The sequence below is a fragment of the Pseudomonas sp. GW460-LB5 genome (assembly GCF_059423245.1).
In genome coordinates this window covers 34,518-58,298 of record NZ_JBWKXT010000032.1, presented here as the reverse complement: position 1 = coordinate 58,298, position 23,781 = coordinate 34,518, and the positions used below count along the sequence as shown (strand labels likewise).

The 23,781-nt window shown below is 64.0% G+C and carries 24 protein-coding genes; 20 read left to right on the top strand and 4 right to left on the bottom strand.

All coding sequences use genetic code 11. The annotated features are described in order from the left end of the window. The first annotated feature begins 1 nt into the window (after window position 1). The 13 genes from AC07XM_RS19325 to AC07XM_RS19265 all read left to right on the top strand — a co-directional run bounded on the left by AC07XM_RS19325 (window position 2) and on the right by AC07XM_RS19265 (window position 13,761). Window positions 2–508, top strand: coding sequence for a chemotaxis protein CheW (locus AC07XM_RS19325; RefSeq protein ID WP_016485164.1), 507 nt, complete (start codon window positions 2–4; stop codon window positions 506–508). Further along, window positions 505–1,779, top strand: coding sequence for a CheR family methyltransferase (locus AC07XM_RS19320; protein ID WP_102689605.1), 1,275 nt, complete (start codon window positions 505–507; stop codon window positions 1,777–1,779). The genes AC07XM_RS19325 and AC07XM_RS19320 overlap by 4 nt, the downstream gene beginning before the upstream one ends. Further along, window positions 1,776–2,441 carry a chemotaxis protein CheW gene (locus AC07XM_RS19315; protein WP_016485166.1) on the top strand — a complete coding sequence of 222 codons (666 nt, stop codon included), beginning with the start codon at window positions 1,776–1,778 and terminating at the stop codon, window positions 2,439–2,441. The genes AC07XM_RS19320 and AC07XM_RS19315 overlap by 4 nt, the downstream gene beginning before the upstream one ends. Beyond that, complete coding sequence (locus AC07XM_RS19310) at window positions 2,438–4,738, top strand: hybrid sensor histidine kinase/response regulator (protein ID WP_102689604.1); 2,301 nt, start codon at window positions 2,438–2,440, stop codon at window positions 4,736–4,738. Before AC07XM_RS19315 ends, AC07XM_RS19310 begins: the two co-directional genes overlap by 4 nt. Continuing rightward, complete coding sequence (gene wspF, locus AC07XM_RS19305; protein ID WP_095115735.1) at window positions 4,735–5,748, top strand: Wsp signal transduction system protein-glutamate methylesterase WspF; 1,014 nt, start codon at window positions 4,735–4,737, stop codon at window positions 5,746–5,748. Before AC07XM_RS19310 ends, wspF begins: the two co-directional genes overlap by 4 nt. 51 nt (window positions 5,749–5,799) lie before the next feature. After that, window positions 5,800–6,804 carry a Wsp signal transduction system regulator diguanylate cyclase WspR gene (gene wspR / locus AC07XM_RS19300; protein WP_016485169.1) on the top strand — a complete coding sequence of 335 codons (1,005 nt, stop codon included), beginning with the start codon at window positions 5,800–5,802 and terminating at the stop codon, window positions 6,802–6,804. A 123-nt stretch (window positions 6,805–6,927) separates the two neighbouring features. After that, a protein-coding gene (gene prfB, locus AC07XM_RS19295) for a peptide chain release factor 2 (protein ID WP_096425666.1) occupies window positions 6,928–8,023 on the top strand; the annotation gives its coding sequence in 2 pieces (ribosomal slippage) (window positions 6,928–6,999 and window positions 7,001–8,023; 1,095 coding nt in all). A 93-nt stretch (window positions 8,024–8,116) separates the two neighbouring features. Continuing rightward, window positions 8,117–9,619 carry a lysine--tRNA ligase gene (gene lysS, locus AC07XM_RS19290; RefSeq protein ID WP_012270790.1) on the top strand — a complete coding sequence of 501 codons (1,503 nt, stop codon included), beginning with the start codon at window positions 8,117–8,119 and terminating at the stop codon, window positions 9,617–9,619. 209 nt (window positions 9,620–9,828) lie between these two features. After that, entirely contained in the window at window positions 9,829–10,533 is a 705-nt protein-coding gene (locus tag AC07XM_RS19285) for a TetR/AcrR family transcriptional regulator (protein ID WP_016485171.1), read from the top strand. Between the two features lie 29 nt (window positions 10,534–10,562). Continuing rightward, a complete protein-coding gene (locus AC07XM_RS19280; RefSeq protein WP_016485172.1) occupies window positions 10,563–11,111 on the top strand; it encodes a hypothetical protein in 549 nt (182 codons plus the stop codon). Window positions 11,112–11,265: 154 nt separating this feature from the next. Further along, window positions 11,266–12,543 (top strand): flavohemoglobin expression-modulating QEGLA motif protein, encoded by a 1,278-nt coding sequence (locus AC07XM_RS19275; protein WP_016485173.1) that lies wholly within the window; start codon window positions 11,266–11,268, stop codon window positions 12,541–12,543. Continuing rightward, entirely contained in the window at window positions 12,515–13,438 is a 924-nt protein-coding gene (locus AC07XM_RS19270; protein ID WP_102689603.1) for an alpha/beta hydrolase, read from the top strand. Before AC07XM_RS19275 ends, AC07XM_RS19270 begins: the two co-directional genes overlap by 29 nt. Beyond that, window positions 13,435–13,761, top strand: coding sequence for a PA3694 family proteiin (locus AC07XM_RS19265; RefSeq protein ID WP_016485175.1), 327 nt, complete (start codon window positions 13,435–13,437; stop codon window positions 13,759–13,761). The genes AC07XM_RS19270 and AC07XM_RS19265 overlap by 4 nt, the downstream gene beginning before the upstream one ends. A gap of 86 nt (window positions 13,762–13,847) precedes the next feature. Here AC07XM_RS19265 and lptF read toward each other — a convergent pair whose 3' ends face one another. From lptF to AC07XM_RS19250, 3 genes are all read right to left on the bottom strand, one after another. Next, window positions 13,848–14,639 carry a lipotoxin F family OmpA-related lipoprotein LptF gene (lptF, locus tag AC07XM_RS19260; protein ID WP_016485176.1) on the bottom strand — a complete coding sequence of 264 codons (792 nt, stop codon included), beginning with the start codon at window positions 14,637–14,639 and terminating at the stop codon, window positions 13,848–13,850. A 50-nt stretch (window positions 14,640–14,689) separates the two neighbouring features. After that, the gene (locus AC07XM_RS19255; protein WP_014592166.1) at window positions 14,690–15,103 is read right to left on the bottom strand and encodes a DUF4398 domain-containing protein; all 414 of its coding nucleotides are present in this window, start codon (window positions 15,101–15,103) and stop codon (window positions 14,690–14,692) included. Window positions 15,104–15,379: 276 nt separating this feature from the next. Then, window positions 15,380–15,724: a pilin assembly protein gene (locus AC07XM_RS19250; RefSeq protein WP_102689602.1), complete on the bottom strand. Its 345-nt coding sequence runs from the start codon at window positions 15,722–15,724 to the stop codon at window positions 15,380–15,382. A gap of 165 nt (window positions 15,725–15,889) precedes the next feature. Between AC07XM_RS19250 and ppc the strand changes: the two genes are divergently transcribed. The 7 genes from ppc to AC07XM_RS19215 all read left to right on the top strand — a co-directional run bounded on the left by ppc (window position 15,890) and on the right by AC07XM_RS19215 (window position 23,153). After that, a complete protein-coding gene (gene ppc / locus AC07XM_RS19245) occupies window positions 15,890–18,517 on the top strand; it encodes a phosphoenolpyruvate carboxylase (protein ID WP_016485178.1) in 2,628 nt (875 codons plus the stop codon). Between the two features lie 257 nt (window positions 18,518–18,774). Continuing rightward, the gene (gene adk / locus AC07XM_RS19240; protein WP_016485179.1) at window positions 18,775–19,425 is read left to right on the top strand and encodes an adenylate kinase; all 651 of its coding nucleotides are present in this window, start codon (window positions 18,775–18,777) and stop codon (window positions 19,423–19,425) included. A gap of 210 nt (window positions 19,426–19,635) precedes the next feature. Further along, entirely contained in the window at window positions 19,636–20,310 is a 675-nt protein-coding gene (tsaB, locus tag AC07XM_RS19235) for a tRNA (adenosine(37)-N6)-threonylcarbamoyltransferase complex dimerization subunit type 1 TsaB (protein ID WP_060517544.1), read from the top strand. Between the two features lie 131 nt (window positions 20,311–20,441). Continuing rightward, a complete protein-coding gene (locus AC07XM_RS19230; protein ID WP_016485181.1) occupies window positions 20,442–20,732 on the top strand; it encodes a hypothetical protein in 291 nt (96 codons plus the stop codon). A 3-nt stretch (window positions 20,733–20,735) separates the two neighbouring features. Beyond that, window positions 20,736–21,605, top strand: coding sequence for a DUF72 domain-containing protein (locus tag AC07XM_RS19225; RefSeq protein WP_023049120.1), 870 nt, complete (start codon window positions 20,736–20,738; stop codon window positions 21,603–21,605). Between the two features lie 28 nt (window positions 21,606–21,633). Beyond that, window positions 21,634–22,464, top strand: coding sequence for an isocitrate lyase/PEP mutase family protein (locus AC07XM_RS19220; RefSeq protein ID WP_016485183.1), 831 nt, complete (start codon window positions 21,634–21,636; stop codon window positions 22,462–22,464). Further along, window positions 22,464–23,153: an extensin-like domain-containing protein gene (locus AC07XM_RS19215; RefSeq protein ID WP_102689601.1), complete on the top strand. Its 690-nt coding sequence runs from the start codon at window positions 22,464–22,466 to the stop codon at window positions 23,151–23,153. The genes AC07XM_RS19220 and AC07XM_RS19215 overlap by 1 nt, the downstream gene beginning before the upstream one ends. Window positions 23,154–23,155: 2 nt before the next feature. On the opposite strand, the gene AC07XM_RS19210 is transcribed toward AC07XM_RS19215, so the two are convergent. Next, window positions 23,156–23,776 (bottom strand): energy transducer TonB, encoded by a 621-nt coding sequence (locus AC07XM_RS19210; RefSeq protein ID WP_102689600.1) that lies wholly within the window; start codon window positions 23,774–23,776, stop codon window positions 23,156–23,158. Window positions 23,777–23,781: the final 5 nt, after the last annotated feature.

Sequence of the window (23,781 nt, the reverse complement as noted above, 5' to 3'; positions counted from 1 at the left end):
GATGAACGACTTGCAACCGCGCGCCGCACCCGTGCACAACGTCAAGGGTGAGTTGTACCTGCAGTTTCGCCTCAGGGAGCAGCGCTTTGCCCTGAGCGTGCACGAGGTGATCGAGGTGCTGCCGCGCCAGCCGCTCAAGCCGATTGCCCAGGCACCTGCCTGGGTCGCGGGCATCCTCGCCCATCGCGGCCAACTGGTCCCGGTGATCGACCTTGCCGCGCTGAGTTTTGGCCAACCTGCGGCGCAACGCACCAGTACGCGCCTGGTGCTGGTGCACTACCGTGGCAGCCTGCAGCTTGGCCTGATCCTGGAACAGGCCACTGAAACCCTGCGTTGCCAACCCGACGAGTTCCAGCCCTATGGCGTGGACACGGGCGAAGCGCCATATCTGGGCCCGGTGCGCCAGGATGCTCTGGGCCTGCTGCAGCGCATCGAAGTCAATGACCTGCTGACCGACGCCGTGCACCAATTGCTGTACACGCAAGACCCGACAGGGATGCTTACATGAACGAGCAGCGTTTTTTCCGCTTCCTGCGTGAGCGTATCGGCCTGGACGTGGAGTCGGTGGGCGCGCCCATGGTCGAACGCGCACTGCGCCAGCGTTGCGTTGCCGTGGGCGCGACGGACCTGGAAGATTACTGGCTGCGTCTGCAGCAGTCGACGGATGAGCAACAAGCGCTGATCGAAGCGGTGATCGTCCCGGAAACCTGGTTTTTCCGATATCCCGAATCCTTCACGGCACTGGGCAGCCTGGCCCACAAACGCCAGGCCCAACTGGCGGGCGCGCGGCCACTGCGATTGCTCAGCCTGCCTTGCTCAACCGGCGAGGAACCCTATTCGCTGGCCATGGCCTTGCTCGACGCCGGCATGGCGCCGGGCGCATTCATCATTGATGGCATGGACATCAGCCCCAACTCGGTAGCCAAGGCCGGGCAGGCTGTGTATGGCCGCAATGCTTTCCGTGGCAGCGAACTGGGCTTTCGCGAACGCTATTTCGATGCGCTGGACGAAGGCCACCGCCTGCATGAACGGGTACGTCAGCAGGTCAGCCTGCAGGTGGGCAATGTGCTTGACCCGGCGTTGGCCAGCCGCGATGGGCTGTATGACTTCGTGTTCTGCCGCAATCTGTTGATCTATTTCGACGTGCCTACCCAACAGCGTGTGTTCGAAGTGCTCAAGCGCCTGTTGCATCCACAGGGTGTGCTGTTCATCGGCCCGGCCGAAGGCAGCTTGTTGGCGCGCCTGGGCATGCGTCCGCTAGGGATCGCCCAGTCGTTTGCCTATGTGCGCCAGCAAGGTAACAGCACCCCGTTGCCGGCGACACCCGCCCAGCCCGCGAGGCGGACGCTGGCGACTTTACCCACATCAGGTTATCCGCCGCCCGGCGTGCCGATGCGGCGCCCGCTGCGGGTGCTGCCGGCGGTGACCCGCCCTGCGCCAGCCCGTGAGCACAAGCCCGAGGCCGCCAGCGAGTTGCTGGCCAGCATTGCCCGGCTGGCCAATGCCGGCGCCAGCGAACAGGCGCGTGAAGAATGCCAGCGCTACCTGAAGCAGTATCCGCCGTCCGCCCAGGTGTACTACTGGCTGGGGCTGCTCAGTGATACCGAGGGCGATGCGCAGCAGGCGCTGACCCACTATCGCAAGGCCCTGTACCTGGAACCACAGCACCCCGAAGCGCTGGTGCACCTGGCCGCCTTGCTGGCGGCCCAGGGCGATCTGGCCGGCGCCCGGCGCCTGCAGGATCGCGCAGTGCGGGCTGGTCGGGAGCCTGAACGATGAACACTGAATCCGCGTTGCAACTGCTCGCCGAGGATGACGCGCACATCGACGACTGCTGGAACCGTATTGGCGTGCACGGCGACAAGCAGTGCCCGCTGCTGGAGCGGCATGTTCATTGCCGCAATTGCGAGGTGTATGCCGCTGCGGCTACGCGTTTGCTCGACCGCTATGCGCTGATGCCGGATCACCAGGCAGCAGCGGTACAACAGGTCGAAGAAAACACCGGCCGCTCCATGCTGCTATTTCGACTGGGCGAAGAATGGCTGGCGCTGGCCACTGCCAGCCTCGCCGAAATCGCCCCGCTGCAGGCTGTGCATTCGCTGCCGCACCAGCGCTCGCGGCTGCTGCAGGGGGTTGCCAATGTCCGCGGTGCGTTGGTCCCATGCCTGTCGCTGGCTGATTTGCTGGGTGTGCAGGCCGGCACCGCCGAGCAACGGAGCGGTCGGGCCATGCCCCGCATGCTGATTCTGGCTGCCGCAGGTGGGCCTGTAGTGATGGCCGTCGAGGAAATCGACGGTATTCACCGGCTCGATCCATTGCTGCTGGGCAGCGGCCAGGACGCCTCACGCTTCACCGCTGCTGTCCTGCAGTGGCGCGGCCGCAGCGTGCGGGTGCTGGACGATCAACACCTACTGTCTGCCGTGCAGCGGAGCCTGTCATGACCCCAGAGCAAATGCGCGACGCATCGTTGCTCGAACTGTTCAGCCTGGAGGCCGAGGCGCAGACCCAGGTGCTGAGTGCTGGCTTGATGGCACTGGAACGCAACCCCACCCAGGCCGACCAGCTTGAGGCGTGCATGCGTGCCGCTCACTCGCTCAAGGGGGCCGCGCGCATCGTCGGGGTGGATGCTGGTGTCAGCGTTGCCCACGTCATGGAAGATTGCCTGGTGGCGGCGCAGGAAGGTCGGCTGCGGCTGACCGCCGAGCACATTGACACACTGTTGCAGGGGACCGACCTGCTGATGCGTATCGCCACGCCAGGCGATGCCGCGGCGCAGGCGACCTTGCCGGTGTTTCTTGCGCAGATGGCCAGCCTGCTCGACCCGGGCGCTGCGATGCCTGCACCGCCGCTGGCTGCACCCGTGGTCCCAGAGCCGCCGTTGGCAAGCTTGCCGTCTGCCCCCCCGGTATTGCCAGCCGAACCGCCCGACCCAGAGGCAGAGCCCGAGCCGATTCTGCAGCGCAAGGCTGGCAAGCGCGCAGGCGAAGGTGCCGAGCGGGTACTGCGTGTCACCGCCGACCGCCTCAATAGTCTGCTCGACCTGTCCAGCAAGTCGCTGGTGGAAACCCAGCGGCTCAAGCCTTACCTGGCCACCCTGCAACGCCTCAAACGCATGCACGGCCAAGGCATGCAGGCGCTCGACGGCTTGCGCCTGCAACTCGAGGACAGTGGCCAGAGCAGCGAGGTGCTCGAAGCCCTGGCGCAAACCCAGCGTCTGCTGGCGGAAACCCAGCAGATCCTGCAGCAGCAGGCGGCCGACCTGGACGAGTTCGGCTGGCAGGCCAGCCAGCGTGCGCAGTTGCTGTATGACACGGCCCTGGCTTGCCGCATGCGGCCGTTTGCCGACGTGCTGACCGGGCAGAGCCGCATGGTCCGCGACCTGGGCCGTTCGCTGGGCAAGCCGGTGCGGTTGGTGGTGGAAGGGGAGAAAACCCAGGTCGATCGCGATGTGCTGGAAAAGCTCGAAGCACCGCTGACGCACCTGTTGCGCAATGCCGTCGACCACGGCATCGAATTGCCCCAGCGGCGCCTGCTGGCGGGCAAGCCCGACGAAGGCGTGATCCGCCTGCGGGCTTCGCACCAGGCCGGCATGCTCAGCCTGGAGCTGATCGACGATGGCGCCGGTATCGACCTGGAGCGCCTGCGCAGCAGCATCGTCGAGCGTGCCCTGTCGCCCGCCGACACTGTGGCGCGCATGAGCGAGGCGGAACTGCTGACGTTCCTGTTCCTGCCTGGTTTCAGCCTGCGCGACACGGTCACCGAGGTGTCCGGGCGCGGTGTGGGGCTGGATGCGGTGCAGCACATGATCCGCGAGCTGCGCGGCTCAATAGAGCTGACCCAGGTGGCGGGGCAGGGCTGCCGCTTCCACCTGCAGGTACCGCTGACCTTGTCGGTGGTACGTAGCCTGGTTGTCGAGGTGGGTGGTGAAGCCTACGCCTTCCCGCTGGCCCATATCGAACGCACGCTGGAGGTGACCGCCGAGCAGATCGTACAGATCGAAGGGCGCCAGCATTTCTGGCATGAAGGCCGGCATATCGGCCTGGTGGCAGCCAGCCAGTTGCTCAACCGCCCGGCCGGGCAAAGCGACGAAGCCAGCCTGCGCGTGGTGGTGATCCGCGAGCGCGAGCAACTGTATGGCGTGGCCGTGGAGCGGCTGGTGGGCGAGCGGGTGCTGGTGGTGATGCCACTCGACCCACGGCTGGGCAAGGTGCAGGACATTTCCTCTGGCGCTTTGCTCGATGATGGCTCGGTGGTACTGATCGTCGATGTCGAAGACTTGCTGCGCTCGGTGGAAAAACTGCTCAGCACCGGCAGCCTGGAACGCGTCGAGCGCGGCAGCAGCGGTGCCCGCGGCGTGGTCCGTAAACGCATCCTGGTGGTCGACGACTCGCTGACCGTGCGCGAGCTGCAGCGCAAGCTGCTGGGCAACCGCGGCTACGATGTGGCGGTGGCGGTAGATGGCATGGACGGCTGGAACGCCCTGCGCGGCGAGGACTTCGACCTGCTGATCACCGACATCGACATGCCGCGCATGGACGGCATCGAGCTGGTCACCCTGGTTCGCCGCGACCAGCGCCTGCAGTCGCTGCCGGTAATGGTGGTGTCCTATAAAGACCGTGAGGAAGACCGACGGCGTGGCCTGGATGCAGGCGCCGACTACTATTTGGCAAAGGCCAGTTTCCACGACGATGCGTTGCTGGATGCTGTGGTGGAGCTGATCGGAGGTGCTCAGGGATGAAGATCGCCATCGTCAATGACATGCCCATGGCCGTCGAGGCGCTGCGCCGGGCGGTCGCCCTGGAGCCTGCTCACCAGGTGGTGTGGGTGGCCAGCAACGGCGCCGAGGCGGTGCAGCGCTGCGCCGAGCAATTGCCGGACCTGATCCTGATGGACCTGATCATGCCGGTAATGGACGGCGTGGAGGCCACCCGGCGGATCATGGCCGAAACCCCGTGCGCCATCGTCATCGTCACGGTGGACCGCAAACAGAATGTGCACAGGGTGTTCGAGGCCATGGGACATGGTGCCCTCGACGTGGTCGATACCCCGGCGCTGGGCGCTGGCGATGCCCGCGAAGCGGCGGCACCGCTGCTGCGCAAGATCCTCAATATCGGCTGGTTGGTCGGCCAGCAGCGCAGCCCTGCCGCAAAGCCGGTTGCCGCGCCCGTGCGCGAGGCTTCCCAGCGTCGCGGGCTGGTGGCGATCGGCTCGTCTGCGGGTGGCCCGGCGGCCCTCGAAGTGCTGCTCAAGGGTTTGCCGGCAGCGTTTCCGGCGGCCATCGTGCTGGTCCAGCATGTGGACCAGGTGTTTGCCGCAGGGATGGCCGAATGGCTCAGCAGCGCAGCAGGCCTGCCGGTGCGCCTGGCCCGCGAAGGCGAGCCGCCGCAGCCGGGCCAGGTGTTGCTGGCAGGCACCAACCACCACATTCGCCTGCTACAGAATGGCCAACTGGCCTACACTGCCGAGCCTGTCAATGAAATCTATCGGCCATCGATCGATGTGTTCTTCGAAAGCGTGGCACGTTACTGGAATGGCGATGCGGTGGGCGTGCTGCTCACCGGTATGGGCCGCGACGGCGCCCAGGGCCTGAAGCTGATGCGTCAGCAGGGCTTTCTGACCATTGCCCAGGACCAGGCCAGCAGCGCAGTGTACGGCATGCCCAAGGCTGCTGCGGCCATTGATGCCGCGGTGGAAATTCGCCCGCTTGAACGCATCGCCGGGCGCTTGACGGACTTTTTCGCAAAATGACGAAATGTAATGAATCACGCCGCCAGGCCGGCAGTGATCGGGTGAACAGGTATGAATGAATTACCGATCGAGGGTTTTCCCACCACCAACGAGAACTCGGCGATGGTGCTGCTGGTCGACGACCAGGCCATGATCGGCGAGGCGGTGCGGCGGGGGCTGGCCAATGAAGACAACATCGACTTCCACTTCTGTGCCGATCCGCACCAGGCGGTGCTACAGGCCATGCGCATCAAGCCCACGGTAATCCTCCAGGACCTGATCATGCCTGGTCTTGACGGTCTGACCCTGGTGCGCGAATACCGCAACAACCCGGCCACTCAGGACATCCCGATCATCGTCCTGTCGACCAAGGAAGACCCGCTGGTGAAGAGCGCGGCGTTTGCCGCCGGGGCCAACGACTATCTGGTCAAGCTGCCGGATACCATCGAACTGGTCGCGCGTATTCGCTACCACTCACGCTCCTACCTCACGCTGTTGCAACGCGACGAGGCCTACCGCGCCTTGCGCGTCAGCCAGCAGCAGCTGCTCGATTCCAACCTGATGCTGCAGCGGCTGATGAACTCCGATGGCCTGACCGGGCTGTCCAATCGCCGCCACTTCGACGAGTACCTGGAGCTGGAATGGCGCCGCGCCATGCGGGAACAGCAGCAGCTGTCGTTGCTGATGATCGATGTGGATTATTTCAAGGCCTACAACGACAGCTTCGGTCACCTTGCCGGCGACGAGGCTTTGCGTCAGGTAGCCGAGGCGATCCGTGGCTCGTGCTCGCGGCCGACCGACCTGCCGGCCCGCTATGGTGGCGAGGAGTTTGCGCTGGTGCTGCCCAATACGTCGCCCGGCGGGGCACGCCTGGTGGCCGAGAAGCTGCGCCAGACCGTGCTGGCCCTGGGCATCCCGCACACCGCTCCGGCTGCCGATGCCCGCCTGACCGTGAGCATTGGCCTGGCCACCCAGACCCCGGCCGTCGGCAGCCACTGCCGGCTGTTGATCTCGGCGGCGGACAAAGGCTTGTACCAGGCCAAGAACAGCGGGCGGAACCAGGTTGGCATTGCCTGACGGCAGGTACGCCGCTGCCATGGGGTAAATACGGCGCTCCGGTCGCCCGGCGGGTCTGCCGTCGTGCAGCGGACTCGGTTATACTCGCAGGCTTTTCACCGAATTCGCACGAGTAGCCAGCCCATGGAAATCCAACCGATCCTGAACACCATCAAGGACCTCACCGAGCGTTCCCAGTCCATTCGGGGGTATCTTTGACTACGATCACAAGCATGACCGCCTGATCGAAGTCAACCGCGAGCTGGAAGACCCCAACGTCTGGAACAAGCCCGAGTACGCCCAGGCCCTGGGCCGCGAGCGTGCCATGCTGGCACAGGTCGTCGAGACCCTGGACAAGCTGTCCAATGGCCTGTCCGACTGCAAGGACCTGCTCGACATGGCTGTCGAGGAAGAGGACGAAAGCGCTGTCAGCGACGTCGAGACCGAGCTGCAGGGCCTGGAAGAGTCCCTGGCGCAGCTTGAGTTCCGTCGCATGTTCAGCGGCGAAATGGACATGAACAACGCCTACCTGGATATCCAGGCCGGCTCCGGCGGTACCGAGGCGCAGGACTGGGCCAACATCCTGCTGCGCATGTACCTGCGCTGGGCCGACAAGCGTGGTTTTGACGCCACCATCATCGAGCTTTCCGAAGGTGAAGTCGCCGGGATCAAGGGCGCCACCGTGCACATCAAGGGCGAGTATGCCTTCGGCTGGCTGCGTACCGAAATCGGTGTGCACCGCCTGGTGCGCAAGAGCCCGTTCGACTCCGGTGCCCGTCGCCACACCTCGTTCTCGGCGGTATTCGTGTCGCCCGAAATCGACGACAAGGTCGAGATCGAGATCAACCCGTCCGACCTGCGCATCGACACCTACCGTTCCTCCGGTGCCGGTGGTCAGCACGTGAACACCACCGACTCGGCCGTACGTATTACCCACGTGCCGACCAACACCGTGGTGGCCTGTCAGAACGAACGCTCCCAGCACGCCAACAAAGACACCGCCATGAAAATGCTGCGGGCCAAGTTGTACGAGCTGGAAATGCAGAAGCGCAATGCTGCTTCGCAGGCGCTGGAAGACAGCAAGTCGGACATCGGCTGGGGCCACCAGATCCGTTCCTACGTACTGGATGACTCGCGCATCAAAGACCTGCGCACAGGCGTAGAGCGCAGCGACTGCCAGAAAGTGCTGGACGGTGACCTCGACCAGTACCTGGAAGCAAGCCTCAAGCAAGGGCTGTAAGCCGCACTCCACTGCCGCGATACCTGGCTACCCGCCGGTATCGCGTGCCCTGCCCGAATAGGGCAACGAATACCTGATGGAAAGAATGACGACATGAGCGACCTCAAGACCGAATCGCAAGACCTGCAACAGGAAGAAAATGCCCTGATCGCCCTGCGCAAGGAAAAACTTGCCGCCGAGCGCGCCAAAGGCAACGCCTTCCCCAACGACTTCCGTCGCGACAGCTACTGCAACGACCTGCAGAAACAGTACGCGGACAAGACCAAGGAAGAGCTGGAAGCAGCCGCGATCCCGGTCAAGGTTGCCGGCCGTATCATGCTCAACCGTGGCTCGTTCATGGTGATCCAGGACATGACCGGTCGTATCCAGGTCTACGTCAACCGCAAGACCCTGCCAGAAGAAACCCTGGCCGCAGTCAAGACCTGGGACCTGGGCGACATCATCAGCGCCGAAGGCACACTGGCCCGTTCCGGCAAGGGCGACCTGTACGTCGAAATGACCAACGTGCGTCTGCTGACCAAGTCGCTGCGCCCGCTGCCCGACAAGCACCATGGCCTGACCGACACCGAGCAGCGCTACCGCCAGCGTTACGTCGACCTGATGGTCAACGAAGAAACCCGCCACACGTTCCGTGTGCGTTCGCAGGTGATCTCGCACATTCGCAAGTTCCTCATCGAGCGTGACTTCCTCGAAGTTGAAACGCCAATGCTGCAGACCATCCCGGGCGGCGCGGCGGCCAAGCCGTTCGAAACCCACCACAACGCCCTGGACATGGCCATGTTCCTGCGTATCGCGCCGGAGCTGTACCTCAAGCGCCTGGTGGTCGGTGGCTTTGAAAAGGTGTTCGAGATCAACCGCAACTTCCGTAACGAAGGTGTTTCGACGCGTCACAACCCTGAATTCACCATGCTCGAGTTCTACCAGGCCTACGCCGATTACCGCGACAACATGGACCTCACCGAGGAACTGTTCCGCGAGCTGGCACAGCTTGTACTGGGCTCTACCGACGTGCCGTACGGCGACAAGGTGTTCCACTTCGGCGAGCCGTTCGTGCGCCTGTCGGTGTTCGACTCGATCCTCAAGTACAACCCGGAACTGACCGCTGCCGACCTGCAGGACGTTGACCGCGCCCGCGACATCGCCAAGAAGGCCGGTGCCAAGGTGCTGGGCCACGAAGGCCTGGGCAAGCTGCAGGTGATGATTTTCGAAGAGCTGGTCGAGCACAAGCTGGAGCAGCCGCACTTCATCACCGAGTACCCGTTCGAAGTGTCGCCGCTGGCCCGTCGTAACGACGACAACCCGGCTGTCACCGACCGCTTCGAGCTGTTCATCGGTGGCCGCGAAATCGCCAACGCCTACTCCGAGCTCAACGATGCCGAGGACCAGGCCGAGCGCTTCCTGGCCCAGGTGGCCGAGAAGGACGCCGGTGACGACGAAGCCATGCACTACGATGCCGACTTCGTGCGTGCGCTGGAATACGGCATGCCGCCGACCGCCGGTGAAGGCATCGGTATCGACCGGCTGGTGATGCTGTTGACCAACTCGCCGTCGATCCGCGACGTGATCCTGTTCCCGCACATGCGTCCACAGGCCTGAGTGAATTGAACAAGCCGCCTTTCGAGGCGGCTTTTTCTTGCCTGAAGCTTTATGTTGTCTGTACTGGCTCTATCGCCGGCAAGCCAGCGCCCACAGGTACTGCATAGGTCCTGACGATTGTGCGGGCCTGTGGGGGCTGGCGTGCCGGCGATGAGGCCAGCGCAGGCCGCAGATGACTTGAACCGTGAGGTATCCCCGTGACACCCGCCATGCCTGATCAAGGCGCCGCCGGCATCGCTACCGCCGTCGCCGAAAACGTGCAATACCAAGGTCGCAAGACTGCCCGCCAAGGCAGCGAACAGCGCCGCCAGCTGATCCTCGACGCCGCCATGCGCATCGTTGTGCGCGATGGGGTTCGCGGTGTGCGCCACCGTGCGGTGGCCGCCGAGGCCGCTGTGCCGCTGTCGGCCACCACCTACTACTTCAAGGACATCGAGGACCTGCTCACCGACACCTTCGCCCAATATGTCGAGCGCAGTGCCGCCTACATGGCCAAACTGTGGGCCAACACCGAGGTGGTGTTGCGCCAGTTGCTGGCCCAGGGCGACGGCAGCCCGCAGGCACGGGCGCGGCTGGCTGACGAAGTGGCGCGCATGACTGCCGACTATGTGCAGCGGCAACTGCTGAACCGCCGCGATTTCCTGATGGCCGAACAGGCCTTTCGCCAGGAAGCGCTGCTGTGTCCACGCCTGGCTGAGCTGGTACGTGCCCACGAGCAGATCCTGCTGCACGGCACCCGGCAATTGTTGCAGGTGGTGGGATCGCGGCAACCGGAACAGGACGCCCAGATGTTGACGGCGATTATCGAGCAGATGGAATATCAGGGCCTGCTCAAGGATGCGAACGCGCAAGCCGATGGGCAGATGCTCGCTATGCTTACCCGATACCTGCAGCTGGTGCTGGCATCGGCCTGAGCCGAGACCGATTTTTCAAGGAGAACCTGATGAAAGCCTGGCGTGTGGTGTTGTTGACTCTGTCATTCCTGCTGCTGGGCGGTTGTCTGGTGACCTTCCATGAGCCTTTGCCCAGCAACCAGGCGGCGCCCAAGGCCCTGCTCGGCAAGTGGAGCAGCAAGGACGCCTGGGGCGAGCCGTTGAAGCTGACCATCAGCCGCAGCGGCGGCGGTGCCTACAAGGCGGTGGCCACGGCCAAGGGCAAGGCGCCTGAGGAATACGTGTTCACCGTTTCGCGCCACGGTAACCGCTGGTACCTGTCGGCAGGCGTGCCCAAGCGCCTGGGGGGCAACTTCCTGATCGGCGGTTTCGACATCGTCGAGGGCAAGGAGCTGGTGGTCTACAACCTGGATGTCGAGCAGGTGCAGCAGGCGGTGGACAAAAAGGAACTGACCGGGCGCAGTACCGAGGTGCCGGAAGACAACGGTGACGGCGTGCTGATCGACAGCCCGTCGGCGCGTGTGCTGGCCTACCTGGACGACCCGGCCAACTCCGATTTGTTCGTCGAAGTGGCGCGGTTCCAGCGTACTGGCAAGTAGTGACCTGTGCCGGCCTCTTCGCGGCTAAAGCCGCTCCCACAGGCACTGCATCAGGCTTGAGACCTGTGCGGTCCCCGTGGGAGCGGCTTTAGCCGCGAAGAGGCCAGCACAGGCAACACAAGGCTTGGCTCATTGTTGCAATAAGGAGTCCCCAGTGGACGAATACCAGCAAACCATCCGTGCCCTGTCTGACCGCATCGTGGCGGCACAGACCCCGATCCGGGTGCTGGACGCGGTGAAGTGGGACGACAACATTCGTCAGGGCTTCCTCAAGGGCAAGGGCAAGGAGCCGCCGGCCGTCGACCGTGCCTATTACCAGTCGCGCCCGCTGTCGTTCGACTCCGGCGCGGTCAAGGCCGAGTTCCAGGGCATCGAGCGCGACATCATCCGCCAGCTTGGCCAGTTCAACCCGGTCGGGCAGATCATGAAGCGCATGTGCCGCGAATACCGCATGGTGGTGCGTATGCTCGAAGCGCGCGGTACCGAGGACTTTGGCCTTATCTCCCAGGAGCTGTATGGTGCTGCCTCCGATGCCTTCCATGCCGGTGACCCGACCCTGGCCGACCTCGGCCTGATGCTGTCGGACTACCTGAACAACATCGATGGCCGTGGCGACCTGAAGGACGAACCGAAAAACCTCACCGCCAAGGAGGCCGTGGAGATCCTCCAGCACCGGCTGAACAAGGTGTTCGGCGAGGCCGAGGGAACCATCCGCGTGTTCGAGTCCGACGGTATCGTCGCCGATGCGGCGGCCGGTGCCGACTACATCAAGGTGCGCGCCGATGCCATGTTCAACGCGCGCGACGTGCGCGCCCTGGAGGTACACGAAGGGCTGGTGCATGTCGGCACCACGCTCAATGGCCTGAACCAGCCGATCTGCACCTTCCTGGCCAAGGGGCCGCCCTCGTCGACGGTTACCCAGGAAGGCCTGGCCATCCTCATGGAGGTGATTGCCTTTGCTTCCTACCCTAGCCGTCTGCGCAAGCTCACCAACCGCACCCGCGCCATCCACATGGTCGAGGAGGGCGCCGATTTCCTCCAGGTGTTCGATTTCTTCCGTGAGCAAGGCTTCGAGATCGCGCAGAGCTACAGCAATGCCAGCCGGGTGTTCCGCGGTTCGGTGCCCAATGGCCTGCCATTCACCAAGGATTTGTCCTACCTCAAGGGCTTCATCATGGTTTACAACTACATTCAGTTGGCCGTGAAAAAAGGCAAGCTCGAACAGATCCCGTTGCTGTTCTGTGGCAAGACCACCCTGGAAGACATGCGCACCCTGCGCCAACTGGTGGAGGAGGGCCTGGTCGAGCCGCCCAAGTACCTGCCCGAGCAGTTCCGCGACCTTAACGCGCTGTCGGCCTGGATGTGCTTCTCCAACTTCCTCAACCACCTGAGCCTGGACCGTATTGAAGCCGACTACGCGAACATTCTCTGACCGCTGCCGCCTGCTGGCGCTTGGCTTGCTGCTGTTGGGGCTGAGTGGCTGCAGCAGCTTGCTGTTCTACCCCGAGCGCGGTCAGGCGTTTACCCCCGAGCGCGCCAAACTCGCCTACCGCGATGTCACCCTTGTGACGTCGGACGGCCTGCGGCTGCATGGCTGGTGGTTGCCGGCCAAGGCCGGCATCGAGGTCAAGGGTACGGTGCTGCATTTGCACGGTAACGGCGGCAACCTGCCCGGGCACCTGGGGGGCAGCTACTGGCTGCCGGAGCAGGGTTACCAGGTGCTGATGATCGATTACCGCGGGTACGGCTTGTCGCAGGGCACGCCGAGCCTGCCAGACGTGTACGAAGATATTTCCGCTGCCATGGCCTGGCTGGACCAGGCCCCCGAGGTAAAGGGCAAGCCACTGGTGCTGCTGGGGCAAAGCCTAGGTGGGGCCATGGCCATTCACTACCTGGCGGTCCATCCCGAGCAGCGTCAGCGGTTCAGTGCGCTGGTGTTTGATGGGGTGCCAGCCAGTTACCGTTCAGTCGGGCGTTTTGCCCTCAGCACCTCGTGGATGACCTGGCCGTTACAGGTGCCGCTGTCGTGGCTGGTGCCGGACGGCGACAGCGCAATCCGTTCGATCGAGCAGCTCAGCAGCCCGCCCAAGCTGTTCTTCCACAGCATTGACGATAACCTGGTGCCGATGGACAACGGCATCCGCCTGTACCAGCACGCGCCACCGCCGCGGGTGCTGCAATTGACCCGTGGTGGCCACGTACAGACCTTCGCCGACCCCACGTGGCGCCAGGTGATGCTGCGTTTTCTTGATGACCCCAGCCATTTCAACGGCCTGCGGCGCCTGGCCGAAGTGCCCAATTACCCTGACGAGAACAACAAGCAATGAGTGAAGAACGCAACGCCATCCCGCTGATCCTGACCGGCGTCGGCAGCATCATCGTGACGGTGGGGGCCTTGTGGTACTACGGTTACCTGCATTTCGCCAAACCGGAGGATGCCCTGTTGTTGCAGGACTTCACCATGCTCAAGACGATTCCGGGCGAGGACTACAAGGTTTCGCTGGACCCGGCACCGCAAGTGGCCCAGTGCGTCGATGGCGTGCTGGTATTGTTCGACACCGAGCAGAAAGGCCTGACCGGGGTGCTGGTGGACAACCGCAAGCGTGCGGTGCGCTGCATGGGCGAGGAAACCCCGAAGCAGGTGAAGTGAGTGTTCGGCGCAGCATTTTGGGCGTCTGCGGCGGACAAAGAAAAGCCCCGCGTCGATCGCGGGGCTTTCTGTTCAGCTAGCCAGCCTTAACGCTGAACCTGGCTCATCGAGCGCGGTGCCACTGGCTGGTTGTCGTTGGAGATGGTCACCTCCACCCGACGGTTTTGCGCGCGGCCCGAATTGCTGCCGTTGTCCGCGACCGGGTACTCCTTGCCATAGCCCTGGGCGACGATGCGCGCCGGGTCTACGCCTGCACGTACCAGTGCCATGCGCACGCTGTTGGCACGGCGCTCGGACAGGCTCTGGTTGTAGTTGGCCGAGCCGACGCTGTCGGTGTAGCCCTCTACGATCACCTTGCGCTCCGGGTTTTCCTGAAGGAACTGGGCCAGTTTGGTGATGTTCGGGTAGGCGTTGCTCTTGAGTTCGGCCTTGTTGAAGTCGAACAGCACGTCGCCGAAGGTCACCAGCGTACCGCGGTCGGTCTGCTTGGCATTCAGGCTGTCCTGAAGCTTGGCGATCTGCGCGTCGCGGGCGTCCAGCTTGGCCTGGGCGCGCTGGGCCGAGGCGTTCTTCAACTCACCTTCGGCAGTACGCAGGGCAATGGTCTGCTTGGCCACTTCGACACGCTGGTTGGTCAGATAGGCCAGTTGGTCGACCTTCTTCTCGTCTTCACGGTCCATGTAAGCCTTGTCGGCTTTGTTCAGCCAATCCTGGGCATCTTTGGTCTCCAGTGCGGCGACTTTGCTTGCTTGCGGGTCGCTCTGCAGCGAGGAGAAGTTGGTACGGGCCGCTTCCAGATTGGCATTCGGGTCGTGCGAGCAGGCAGCAAGACCGACGCTGAGGGCCAGCAGGGCGGGAATCATGACGTGTTTGCGCATAGTGTTCATCCTTTGATCGAGTGCGAAGGCTAAGGTTGGCGGGGCAGGGCTCACTGAGCGCTGCGCAGGCCTTCCTCACGTACGTCCTGAACGCCCTGGCGGGCATCCTGCACGGCCTTCTGGGCCTTGGCCGCCTGGGCCTTGCGTTCGGCGAGGCGTGCGTCCCACTCGGCCTGTTGGGCCAGGCGCTTGGCCTCGTCGTACTTCTTGTCGTGCATGGCGATTTCGGCTTGCTTGAACTTGTCCTGGGCCGCTTTCATTTCCACGGCGGCGAACTCGGTGCCCCCCGCGCTGACGGCAGAGTTCACGGCGGACTGGGTAACGGCATACTGCTCGGTGGGCGGGTTGCCCGCACAGCCGGCCAGGACCAGGCTACTGCCCAGGGCCAGCGCGGCCAGCTTGAACCCGCGCACATGAGTAGATGACAGTTTGCTGGTGCGGGTCTTCATGGTGGTCAGCTCCATTGGATCACTCCTGATAACGACGATGTCCGTAGCAGTCCATCGCTCAATCCCTGACAAAACCGTGCGCTTCAGCTGAACGGTGCACGATGGCAGTGTGCAGGGTTTTAGCGTGATGGCTATTGGCTCCGACTCGAACGTTTTCAGAATGGTTCAGAAAAAAGTGCGCTAAACGAGGAATTATTTCTGACTGATTGGTCAGTGAGGGATGGTGTGAACTTTCGCGGGCTGGAGCGGTATTCCGGGCCTTGGCGAGGCCCGGAACGTTGGGGCAGGTGGTTATTGTTCGCTGTCGTCGCCGTGGGTGCTCAGGCTATGCAGGTGCTGTCGCGAGAGGGACAGAAAACGTGGCGTAGAGCCTATATCTTCGTACAGCGGGTCGCCTTCTTCATCGGTGGCAATGACCTGGCGACCCTGCACGTAGGGGAAGCTTGCTTCAAGCTCTTCAAGGGCGGCCGCCACCAGTTCGCCAAGCAGTTCTTCGGCGGTGCGCTTGGGGTACATGTCGATCAGCGCGGCCAGGCGCGCCTCGGACTCCAGGTCCAGATGCAACACATGGCCCGTGGGGCTGAGCGTACCGGCGGCATTTTGTTCCCAGTGCTGGGCGAGTTCACGGATTTTCATGATGACCTCTGTTGACGCCTTTACAGGCTGCATTGCATGGGAGTGCTGTGCTTTCACTTTAGTTTGCTTTGGCTGATCTCGGCTTGCCATTGCCGCTCGGCTGGGGGCACTCTTCGGTAGAGCTGTATACAGGAGTGCGCCAGTGCCGCGCCAAAGAGAGGGCCAATGACCGATATCGATGTGCGTTTGCGTGAAGATGTCCATGTGTTGGGTGAGCTGCTCGGCGAAACCATTCGCCAGCAGCATGGCGATGCGTTCTTGCAGAAAATCGAGGACATTCGCCACAGCGCCAAGGCCGACCGCCGTGGCCCTGGCGAGCAACTGACCTCTACCCTGGCCGACCTGGCCGAAGACGATCTGCTGCCGGTGGCCAGGGCTTTCAACCAGTTCCTCAACCTGGCCAATATGGCCGAACAGTACCAGTTGATCCGCCGCCGCGACGCCGATCAAGCCGAACCTTTCGAGGCGCGGGTGTTACCCGAGCTGCTGGCGCGCCTTAAGCAGGCCGGCCACAGCAACGATGCCCTGGCCCGGCAACTGGCCAAGCTCGACATCCAACTGGTGCTCACCGCGCACCCCACCGAGGTGGCGCGCCGCACCTTGATCCAGAAGTACGACGCCATCGCCGGCCAGCTCGCTGCCCAGGACCACCGCGACCTGACCCCGGACGAACGCCAGCAGGTACGTGAACGCCTGCGCCGGCTGATCGCCGAGGCCTGGCACACCGAAGAAATCCGCCGCACCCGGCCTACCCCGGTAGACGAAGCCAAGTGGGGCTTCGCGGTAATCGAACATTCGCTGTGGCACGCTATCCCCAGCCACCTGCGCAAAGTCGACAAAGCCCTGCTGGAAGCCACCGGCCTGCGCCTGCCGCTGGAAGCCGCGCCGATCCGCTTTGCCTCGTGGATGGGCGGTGACCGTGATGGCAACCCCAATGTGACCGCCGCTGTCACCCGGGAAGTGCTGTTGCTGGCGCGCTGGATGGCTGCTGACCTGTTCCTGCGCGACATCGATGCACTGGCCGCCGAGTTGTCCATGCAGCAGGCCAGCGACGCCTTGCGCGAACGGGTAGGGGACAGTCCCGAACCCTACCGCGCCGTGCTCAAGCAATTGCGCGACCGCCTGCGGGCGACGCGTGCCTGGGCACATTCGGCGTTAACCGGCAGCCAACCGGCCAGCGCTGAAGTACTGGTGGATAACCGCGACCTGATTGCGCCGCTGGAACTCTGCTACCAGTCGCTGCACGCGTGTGGCATGGGCGTTATCGCCGAAGGCCCGTTGCTCGACTGCCTGCGCCGCGCCGTCACCTTCGGGCTTTTCCTCGGCCGCCTGGACGTGCGCCAGGACGCTGCCCGCCACCGTGATGCGCTGACCGAAATCACCGACTACCTGGGCCTGGGGCGCTATGCCGACTGGGATGAAGATCGCCGCATCGAATTCCTTCAGGCCGAGCTTAAAAACCGCCGGCCGCTGTTGCCCGCGCACTTCAAGCCACAGGCAGATACCGCCGAGGTGCTGGCAACCTGCCGTGAAGTTGCCGCCGCGCCAGCGGCCTCGCTGGGCTCCTATGTCATTTCCATGGCCGGTGCCGCTTCGGATGTGCTGGCGGTGCAGCTCCTGCTCAAGGAAGCCGGCCTGACCCGCCCCATGCGTGTGGTACCGCTGTTCGAGACCCTGGCCGACCTGGACAATGCCGGCCCGGTAATGCAGCGCCTGCTCGGCCTGCCGGGTTACCGGGCCGGGCTGCGCGGCCCGCAGGAAGTGATGATCGGCTACTCCGACTCGGCCAAGGATGCCGGCACCACGGCGGCGGCCTGGGCGCAGTACCGGGCCCAGGAAAACCTGGTGCGCATCTGCGCCGAACACCAGGTCGAACTGCTGCTGTTCCACGGCCGGGGCGGAACAGTAGGGCGCGGCGGTGGCCCGGCCCACGCAGCGATCCTGTCGCAGCCACCGGGTTCGGTGGCGGGGCGGTTCCGCACCACCGAGCAGGGCGAAATGATCCGCTTCAAGTTCGGTTTGCCGGGCATCGCCGAGCAAAACCTGAACCTGTACCTGGCCGCTGTGCTCGAAGCCACGCTGTTGCCACCACCGCCCCCGCAGCCGGCCTGGCGCGAGGTGATGGACCAGCTGGCTGCCGATGGCGTCAAGGCTTACCGCAGCGTAGTGCGCGACAACCCCGATTTCGTCGAGTATTTCCGCCAGTCGACGCCAGAACAGGAACTGGGGCGCCTGCCGCTGGGCAGCCGCCCGGCCAAGCGCCGCGCCGGGGGGATCGAGAGCCTGCGGGCCATCCCGTGGATATTTGGCTGGACCCAGACCCGGTTGATGCTGCCGGCCTGGCTGGGCTGGGAAACCGCGCTGAGCAACGCCTTGGCCCGTGGCCAGGGTGAGTTGCTGGCGCAGATGCGCGAGCAATGGCCGTTCTTCCGCACCCGCATCGACATGCTGGAAATGGTGCTGGCCAAGGCCGATGCGCAAATTGCCGAGGCCTACGACGAACGTCTGGTGCAACCGCACCTGCTTCCTTTAGGTGCGCACCTGCGCGACCTATTGTCGCAGTCTTGCCAGGTGGTGCTGGGCCTGACCGGGCAGCAGGTGCTACTGGCGCACAGCCCCGAGACGCTGGAATTCATCAGCCTGCGCAACACCTATCTGGACCCGCTGCACCGCCTGCAGGCCGAGTTGCTGGCCCGCTCGCGCGGCCGCGAAGCCGCTCTGGACAGCCCGTTGGAGCAGGCCTTGCTGGTGACCGTAGCGGGTATTGCTGCCGGGCTGCGCAATACCGGCTAAGAGGTTATCCAGGCCTGTCGGGGTTAATGGCATGAAGGCCATGCACGGATGAGGCGTGGCTGGTTGCGCCTGGCGCAACCACCTGCCCGGTCGGCCACAAGTGGCGCTTTCCTGCAACTTTGGGACGCTTGTATGGCTGCCGGGCGCTGTGTATCTTGAGCAGCCTTCTGACCGTTTTATGGTCATACCCGATTTTCCGGACTTGGCCCTGGTTGCCGAATCCATTGAATTTCATAAAAAAATTTGAGGAGCACGAGATGCGCGTAATTCTGCTGGGAGCTCCCGGGGCCGGTAAAGGTACTCAGGCAAAGTTCATCACCGAAAAGTTCGGTATTCCACAAATCTCCACCGGTGACATGCTGCGTGCCGCCGTCAAGGCAGGTACCCCACTGGGCCTGGAGCTGAAAAAAGTCATGGATGCCGGCCAGCTGGTCTCCGACGAGCTGATCATCAGCCTGGTCAAGGAGCGCATCGCCCAGCCTGATTGCGCCAATGGCTGCCTGTTCGACGGCTTCCCACGCACCATCCCGCAAGCAGAAGCCATGGTCGCGGCGGGTGTCGACATCGACGCCGTGGTCGAAATCGCCGTAGACGACGAAGAAATCGTCGGCCGCATGGCGGGCCGCCGCGTGCACCTGGCCTCGGGCCGCACCTACCACATTCAGTACAATCCGCCGAAAGTGGAAGGCAAGGACGACGTGACGGGCGAAGACCTGATCCAGCGCGACGACGACAAGGAAGAAACCGTTCGTCATCGCCTGTCGGTCTACCACACCCAGACCAAGCCGCTGGTAGAGTTCTACCAAAAGCTGTCGGCCGCCAATGCCGGCAAGCCGAAGTACAGCCACATCGAAGGTGTCGGTTCGGTCGACGCCATCACCGCCAAGGTCCTGGCAGCCCTGAGCTGATCAGCGCCTGACGCCCCCGACAACGGCCCGCTAGCGGGCCGTTGTCGTTCCAGGGCTGCAACCCACGGGGCCTGGCCCGCTCCTACAGGGATTGCGTCAAGGCCATGTTGTACAGGCCACCTGCAAAGGCCGCACAGCGCCCCCTCGGGACACAACGCCGCCGCTGCTCTATACTGCCGCTCTTTTCATTCGCACCTGGATACCCGTTCGATGACCACCCTGCTGGCCCTGGATACCGCCACCGAAGCCTGTTCCGTCGCGCTGCTGCATGACGGCAAGGTAACCAGCCATTACGAGGTGATCCCACGTCAGCACGCGCAGAAGTTGCTGCCGATGATCAAGCAGTTGCTGGCCGAATCCGGCGTTGCGCTGAATGCACTGGATGCCATCGCCTTCGGCCGAGGCCCGGGTGCATTCACTGGCGTGCGCATTGCCATTGGTGTGGTCCAGGGCCTGGCCTTCGCGCTGGAGCGCCCGGTGCTGCCGGTGTCCAACCTGGCCGCGCTGGCCCAGGGGGCCTTGCGCGAGCAGGGCGTGCAGCAGGTGGCGGCTGCCATCGATGCGCGCATGGACGAAGTGTACTGGGGCTGCTACCAAGCCACGGCAGGCGAAATGCGCCTGGTCGGCCGCGAAGCGGTGTTGCCGCCCGAGCAGGTAGCGCTGCCGGCCGGCAGCAACGGCGAGTGGTTCGGTGCCGGTACCGGCTGGGGCTACGCCGAGCGCCTGGCGGTAAAGGTGGCGGCCAGTAACCCTGGCGCCTTGCCCAGTGCCCTCGACATTCTCAGCCTGGCCACCTTCGCCTGGGCCCGAGGTGAGGCAATTGCTGCCGAACAGGCGCAACCGGTTTATCTGCGCGATAATGTAGCCACGCCCAAGAAGCACTGAGTGCTGTTCGTCGGTTATCGCCGTTCACTCTAAAACCTTTTGCGCGATCTGTGGTCCAGTTATCACTCAAGCATTAGCGACGGATCTCTGATGCTGCTAAATTGCCATCATTGGTCCTGAGTGCTCATGCCATGCGTATCGACGGTTTCTCATCGCAGTCCTACCCGGTCAAGCGCACCCCGCGCAAGGCACCGGCGCGTGACGAGGCCATCGATGATGCCGAGCTGATAGAAGACAGCCAGCCCGCGCCCGTGGAAGCCACCGCCCGCCGACGCAGCGGTGGCCTGCCAGCCCGCCAGCAAGACATGATCTTCCCCCGCGCCCGTGACCGCCGCACCGCCACCGCATTGGCCAGCTACCTGAGCACCGCCGGTTTCACTGACTGGGACATGGAAGTACTGGGGCTCGACCTGTACATTTAGTGGATGAGTCCACCACCACTGCCTTATTTCCTCGGTTGCCCGTCCTGGAGCGAAAACGCCTGGCGTGAGTACCTGTATCCCGCCGACGCCAGCAGCAATGAAATGCTTGGCTTCTACAGCCAGGTGTTCAATGCCGTCGAGGGCAACACCACGTTCTACGCACGCCCCGCCCCCGGCACCATTGCCCGCTGGGCGCAGGTGATGCCCCAGCATTTCCGCTTCACCGCCAAGTTTCCCCGCGACATCAGCCATGAGGGTGACCTGCGTGATCAGCTTGAGCCTGCCTTCGACTTCACGCGGCTGATGGCCCCGCTGGGCCAGCGCGTATCACCGTACTGGCTGCAATTGCCGGCCCAGTTCGGCCCGGCGCGCTTGGGCGAGCTTTGCCACTTCCTCGACCAAATCGGGCTGCCGGTGGCCGTGGAGGTGCGCAACCAGGCCTTTTTCGCCAAGGGTGAAGAAGAACGCCTGCTCAACCGCCTGCTGCACGAACGCGGCGTGGAGCGTATTTGCCTGGACCCGCGTGCGTTGTTCAGCTGCACCTCGCGCGACCCTGCCGTGCTGCACGCGCAATCCAAGAAGCCCAAGGTACCACCGCGCCCGGCGGCCTTCAGCCAGCACCCACAGGTTCGCTTCATCGGCCATCCGCAGCTGGAGGCCAATCACACCTTCCTCAGCCCCTGGGTAGAGAAAGTCGCCGGCTGGATCGAAGAAGGGCGCAGCCCCTACATTTTCCTGCACACCTCGGACAATCGCCTGGCTGCGGCGTTGGCCCAGCATTTCCATCAACGCCTGATGGCACGCTTGCCAGGTCTTGCACCTTTGCCGGAATTGCCGCGCGCGCCCGAGGTCGAACAACTGGGCTTACTCTGACCTTTCCCTGACTGCCGGAGGTTGAACCATGGATGTGCAAACCCTGCGAGCCGAAGCCTTCAAGGCTTTACACGAGCGCGAAGGCGCGTTCGTCATCCCCAACCCGTGGGATGCCGGCTCCGCCAAGCTGCTTGCCAGCCTGGGTTTCGAGGCGCTGGCCACCACCAGTGCCGGCCTGGCCTTCAGCCTGGGCCGGCCAGACGCCGAAGGCGCCTTGAGCCTGGACGATACCCTGGACAATGCCGGCGAGATCGTCGATGCCACTGCCTTGCCGGTGGCCGCGGACCTTGAGAACGGCTTCGGTGACATGCCTGAAGATTGTGCCCAGACCATCTTGCGTGCTGCCGAAATCGGCCTGGTAGGTGGCTCCATCGAAGATGCCAGTGGCCGCAGTGATGCGCCCATCTATGACCTCGGGCTGGCCGTGGAGCGCGTGCGCGCCGCCGTGCAGGCTGCGCGTAGCCTGCCGTTCCCGTTCACCTTGTGCGCCCGGGCAGAAAACCTGCTGCACGGCCGCATGGACCTGGACGACACCATCCTGCGCCTGCAAGCCTATGCCGAGGCCGGCGCCGATGTGCTGTATGCGCCGGGGCTGCGCACCGTAGAGGAAGTGCGTGCGGTGGTGCAGGCGGTCGCACCGCGGCCGGTGAATGTGCTGATGGGCATGGCGGGGGTGCCGCTGAGCGTGAACCAGTTGCAGGACTTGGGCGTGCGCCGCATCAGCGTCGGCTCGTCGCTGGCCCGTGCTGCGCTGGGGGCGTTCCACCGTGCCGCGCTGGAAATTCGCAACGAGGGTACGTTCGGCTACGGTGAGCAGGCACTGCCGTTTGCCCAGCTCAACGACCTGTTCCGCCGCTGATGCGGGCAATGCTGGCGCTGCTGGCCAGCCTATTGGTGCTGGCCGGTCTGGCCTGGCACTTCGGCTGGCGCCTGCCTGCCGTGTGGAACCCTTGGGCGCCGCTGGACGTACGCCAGCCGCCCAACCTGCTGACGCCGTACAAGCTTTCACGCCTGCGCGATGACCCGGCCTTGTGCCGTCAGGCACTGGAAGCCAGCCAGCTGCGCTACCGGGCGCAAGCCGACAGCCCGGCTTCGGCCAACTGCCCGTTGCGCAACGTTTGGCGTATCGAGGGCGGCCAGGCACGGCTAAGCAGCAGTTTTCTGGCCAGTTGCCCGCTGGCGGTAGCCTATGCACTGTTCGAAAACCATGGTTTGCAGCCCGTGGCGCAGCGGGTGCTGGGCCAACCCGTTGCGCAGGTCGATCACTTGGGCAGCTTCGCCTGCCGCAATGTCTATCACCGCAAGCAGGGCCGCCTGAGTCAGCACGCGACCGCCAATGCGCTGGACATCAGCGGTTTTCGCATGCAGGACGGCCAGCGCATCGTCCTGGCGCGTGACTGGCAGGCGGGTGGGCAGAAGGCCGAATTTTTACGGCAGGTGCAGCAGGCGGCTTGCGAGAGCTTCAGCACAGTACTGGGGCCGGCCTACAATGCAGCACACCACAATCACTTTCATCTGGACATGGGCCGCTGGCAGGTGTGCCGCTAACCTCAGGCGTGCGCGCGCACGTTGTTCAGCACCACCGGGCGTGTCCAGTGGATGTCGAATTCCAGGTCATTCTGCTGCCTGGCCAAAGTGGCGTCGTCGAACGGCTCCGGGGCCGGGTCCAGCAGGTTGGTCTCGAACTCGGCAATGGGCAGGAACAACGAGCGCGGGGCAGGGCCTGGGCCGGGCTCTGGAATCGGTTGGCCCTGGTTCATCACCACCGGGCGCATCCAGCTGTTGCTGGTGTCGAGCTGGCGCTGTTGTTCGATCAGCTCCATGGCACTGAACGGCTCAGGCGCAGGCGGCAGCAGGTTGGCTTCAAGCTCGGCCTTGGGCAGAAACAGCGGCTCGGGCGGTGCTACCTCGGTGTCGTGCACCGGGCAGGCGCGCTGGGCGTCGATCAGCGCCAGTGCTCGAGCGCCGCCGATGGGTTCGCCGCTGTTCTGGTCGTACTGCACGAACGATTGGCTGACGCTGTCTGCGGGCTCTTCCTGCTGCTCGGCCATGGCCCGGGCAAAGAAATCCTGCCACAGGTGGCTGACGCCCCCGAGTGCCTGAGTGTTGTGCTGACTGTAGTTGCCGACAGGCGACAAATAGGTCAAGCCGATAGGAAGAGTATCTGACATGGCAG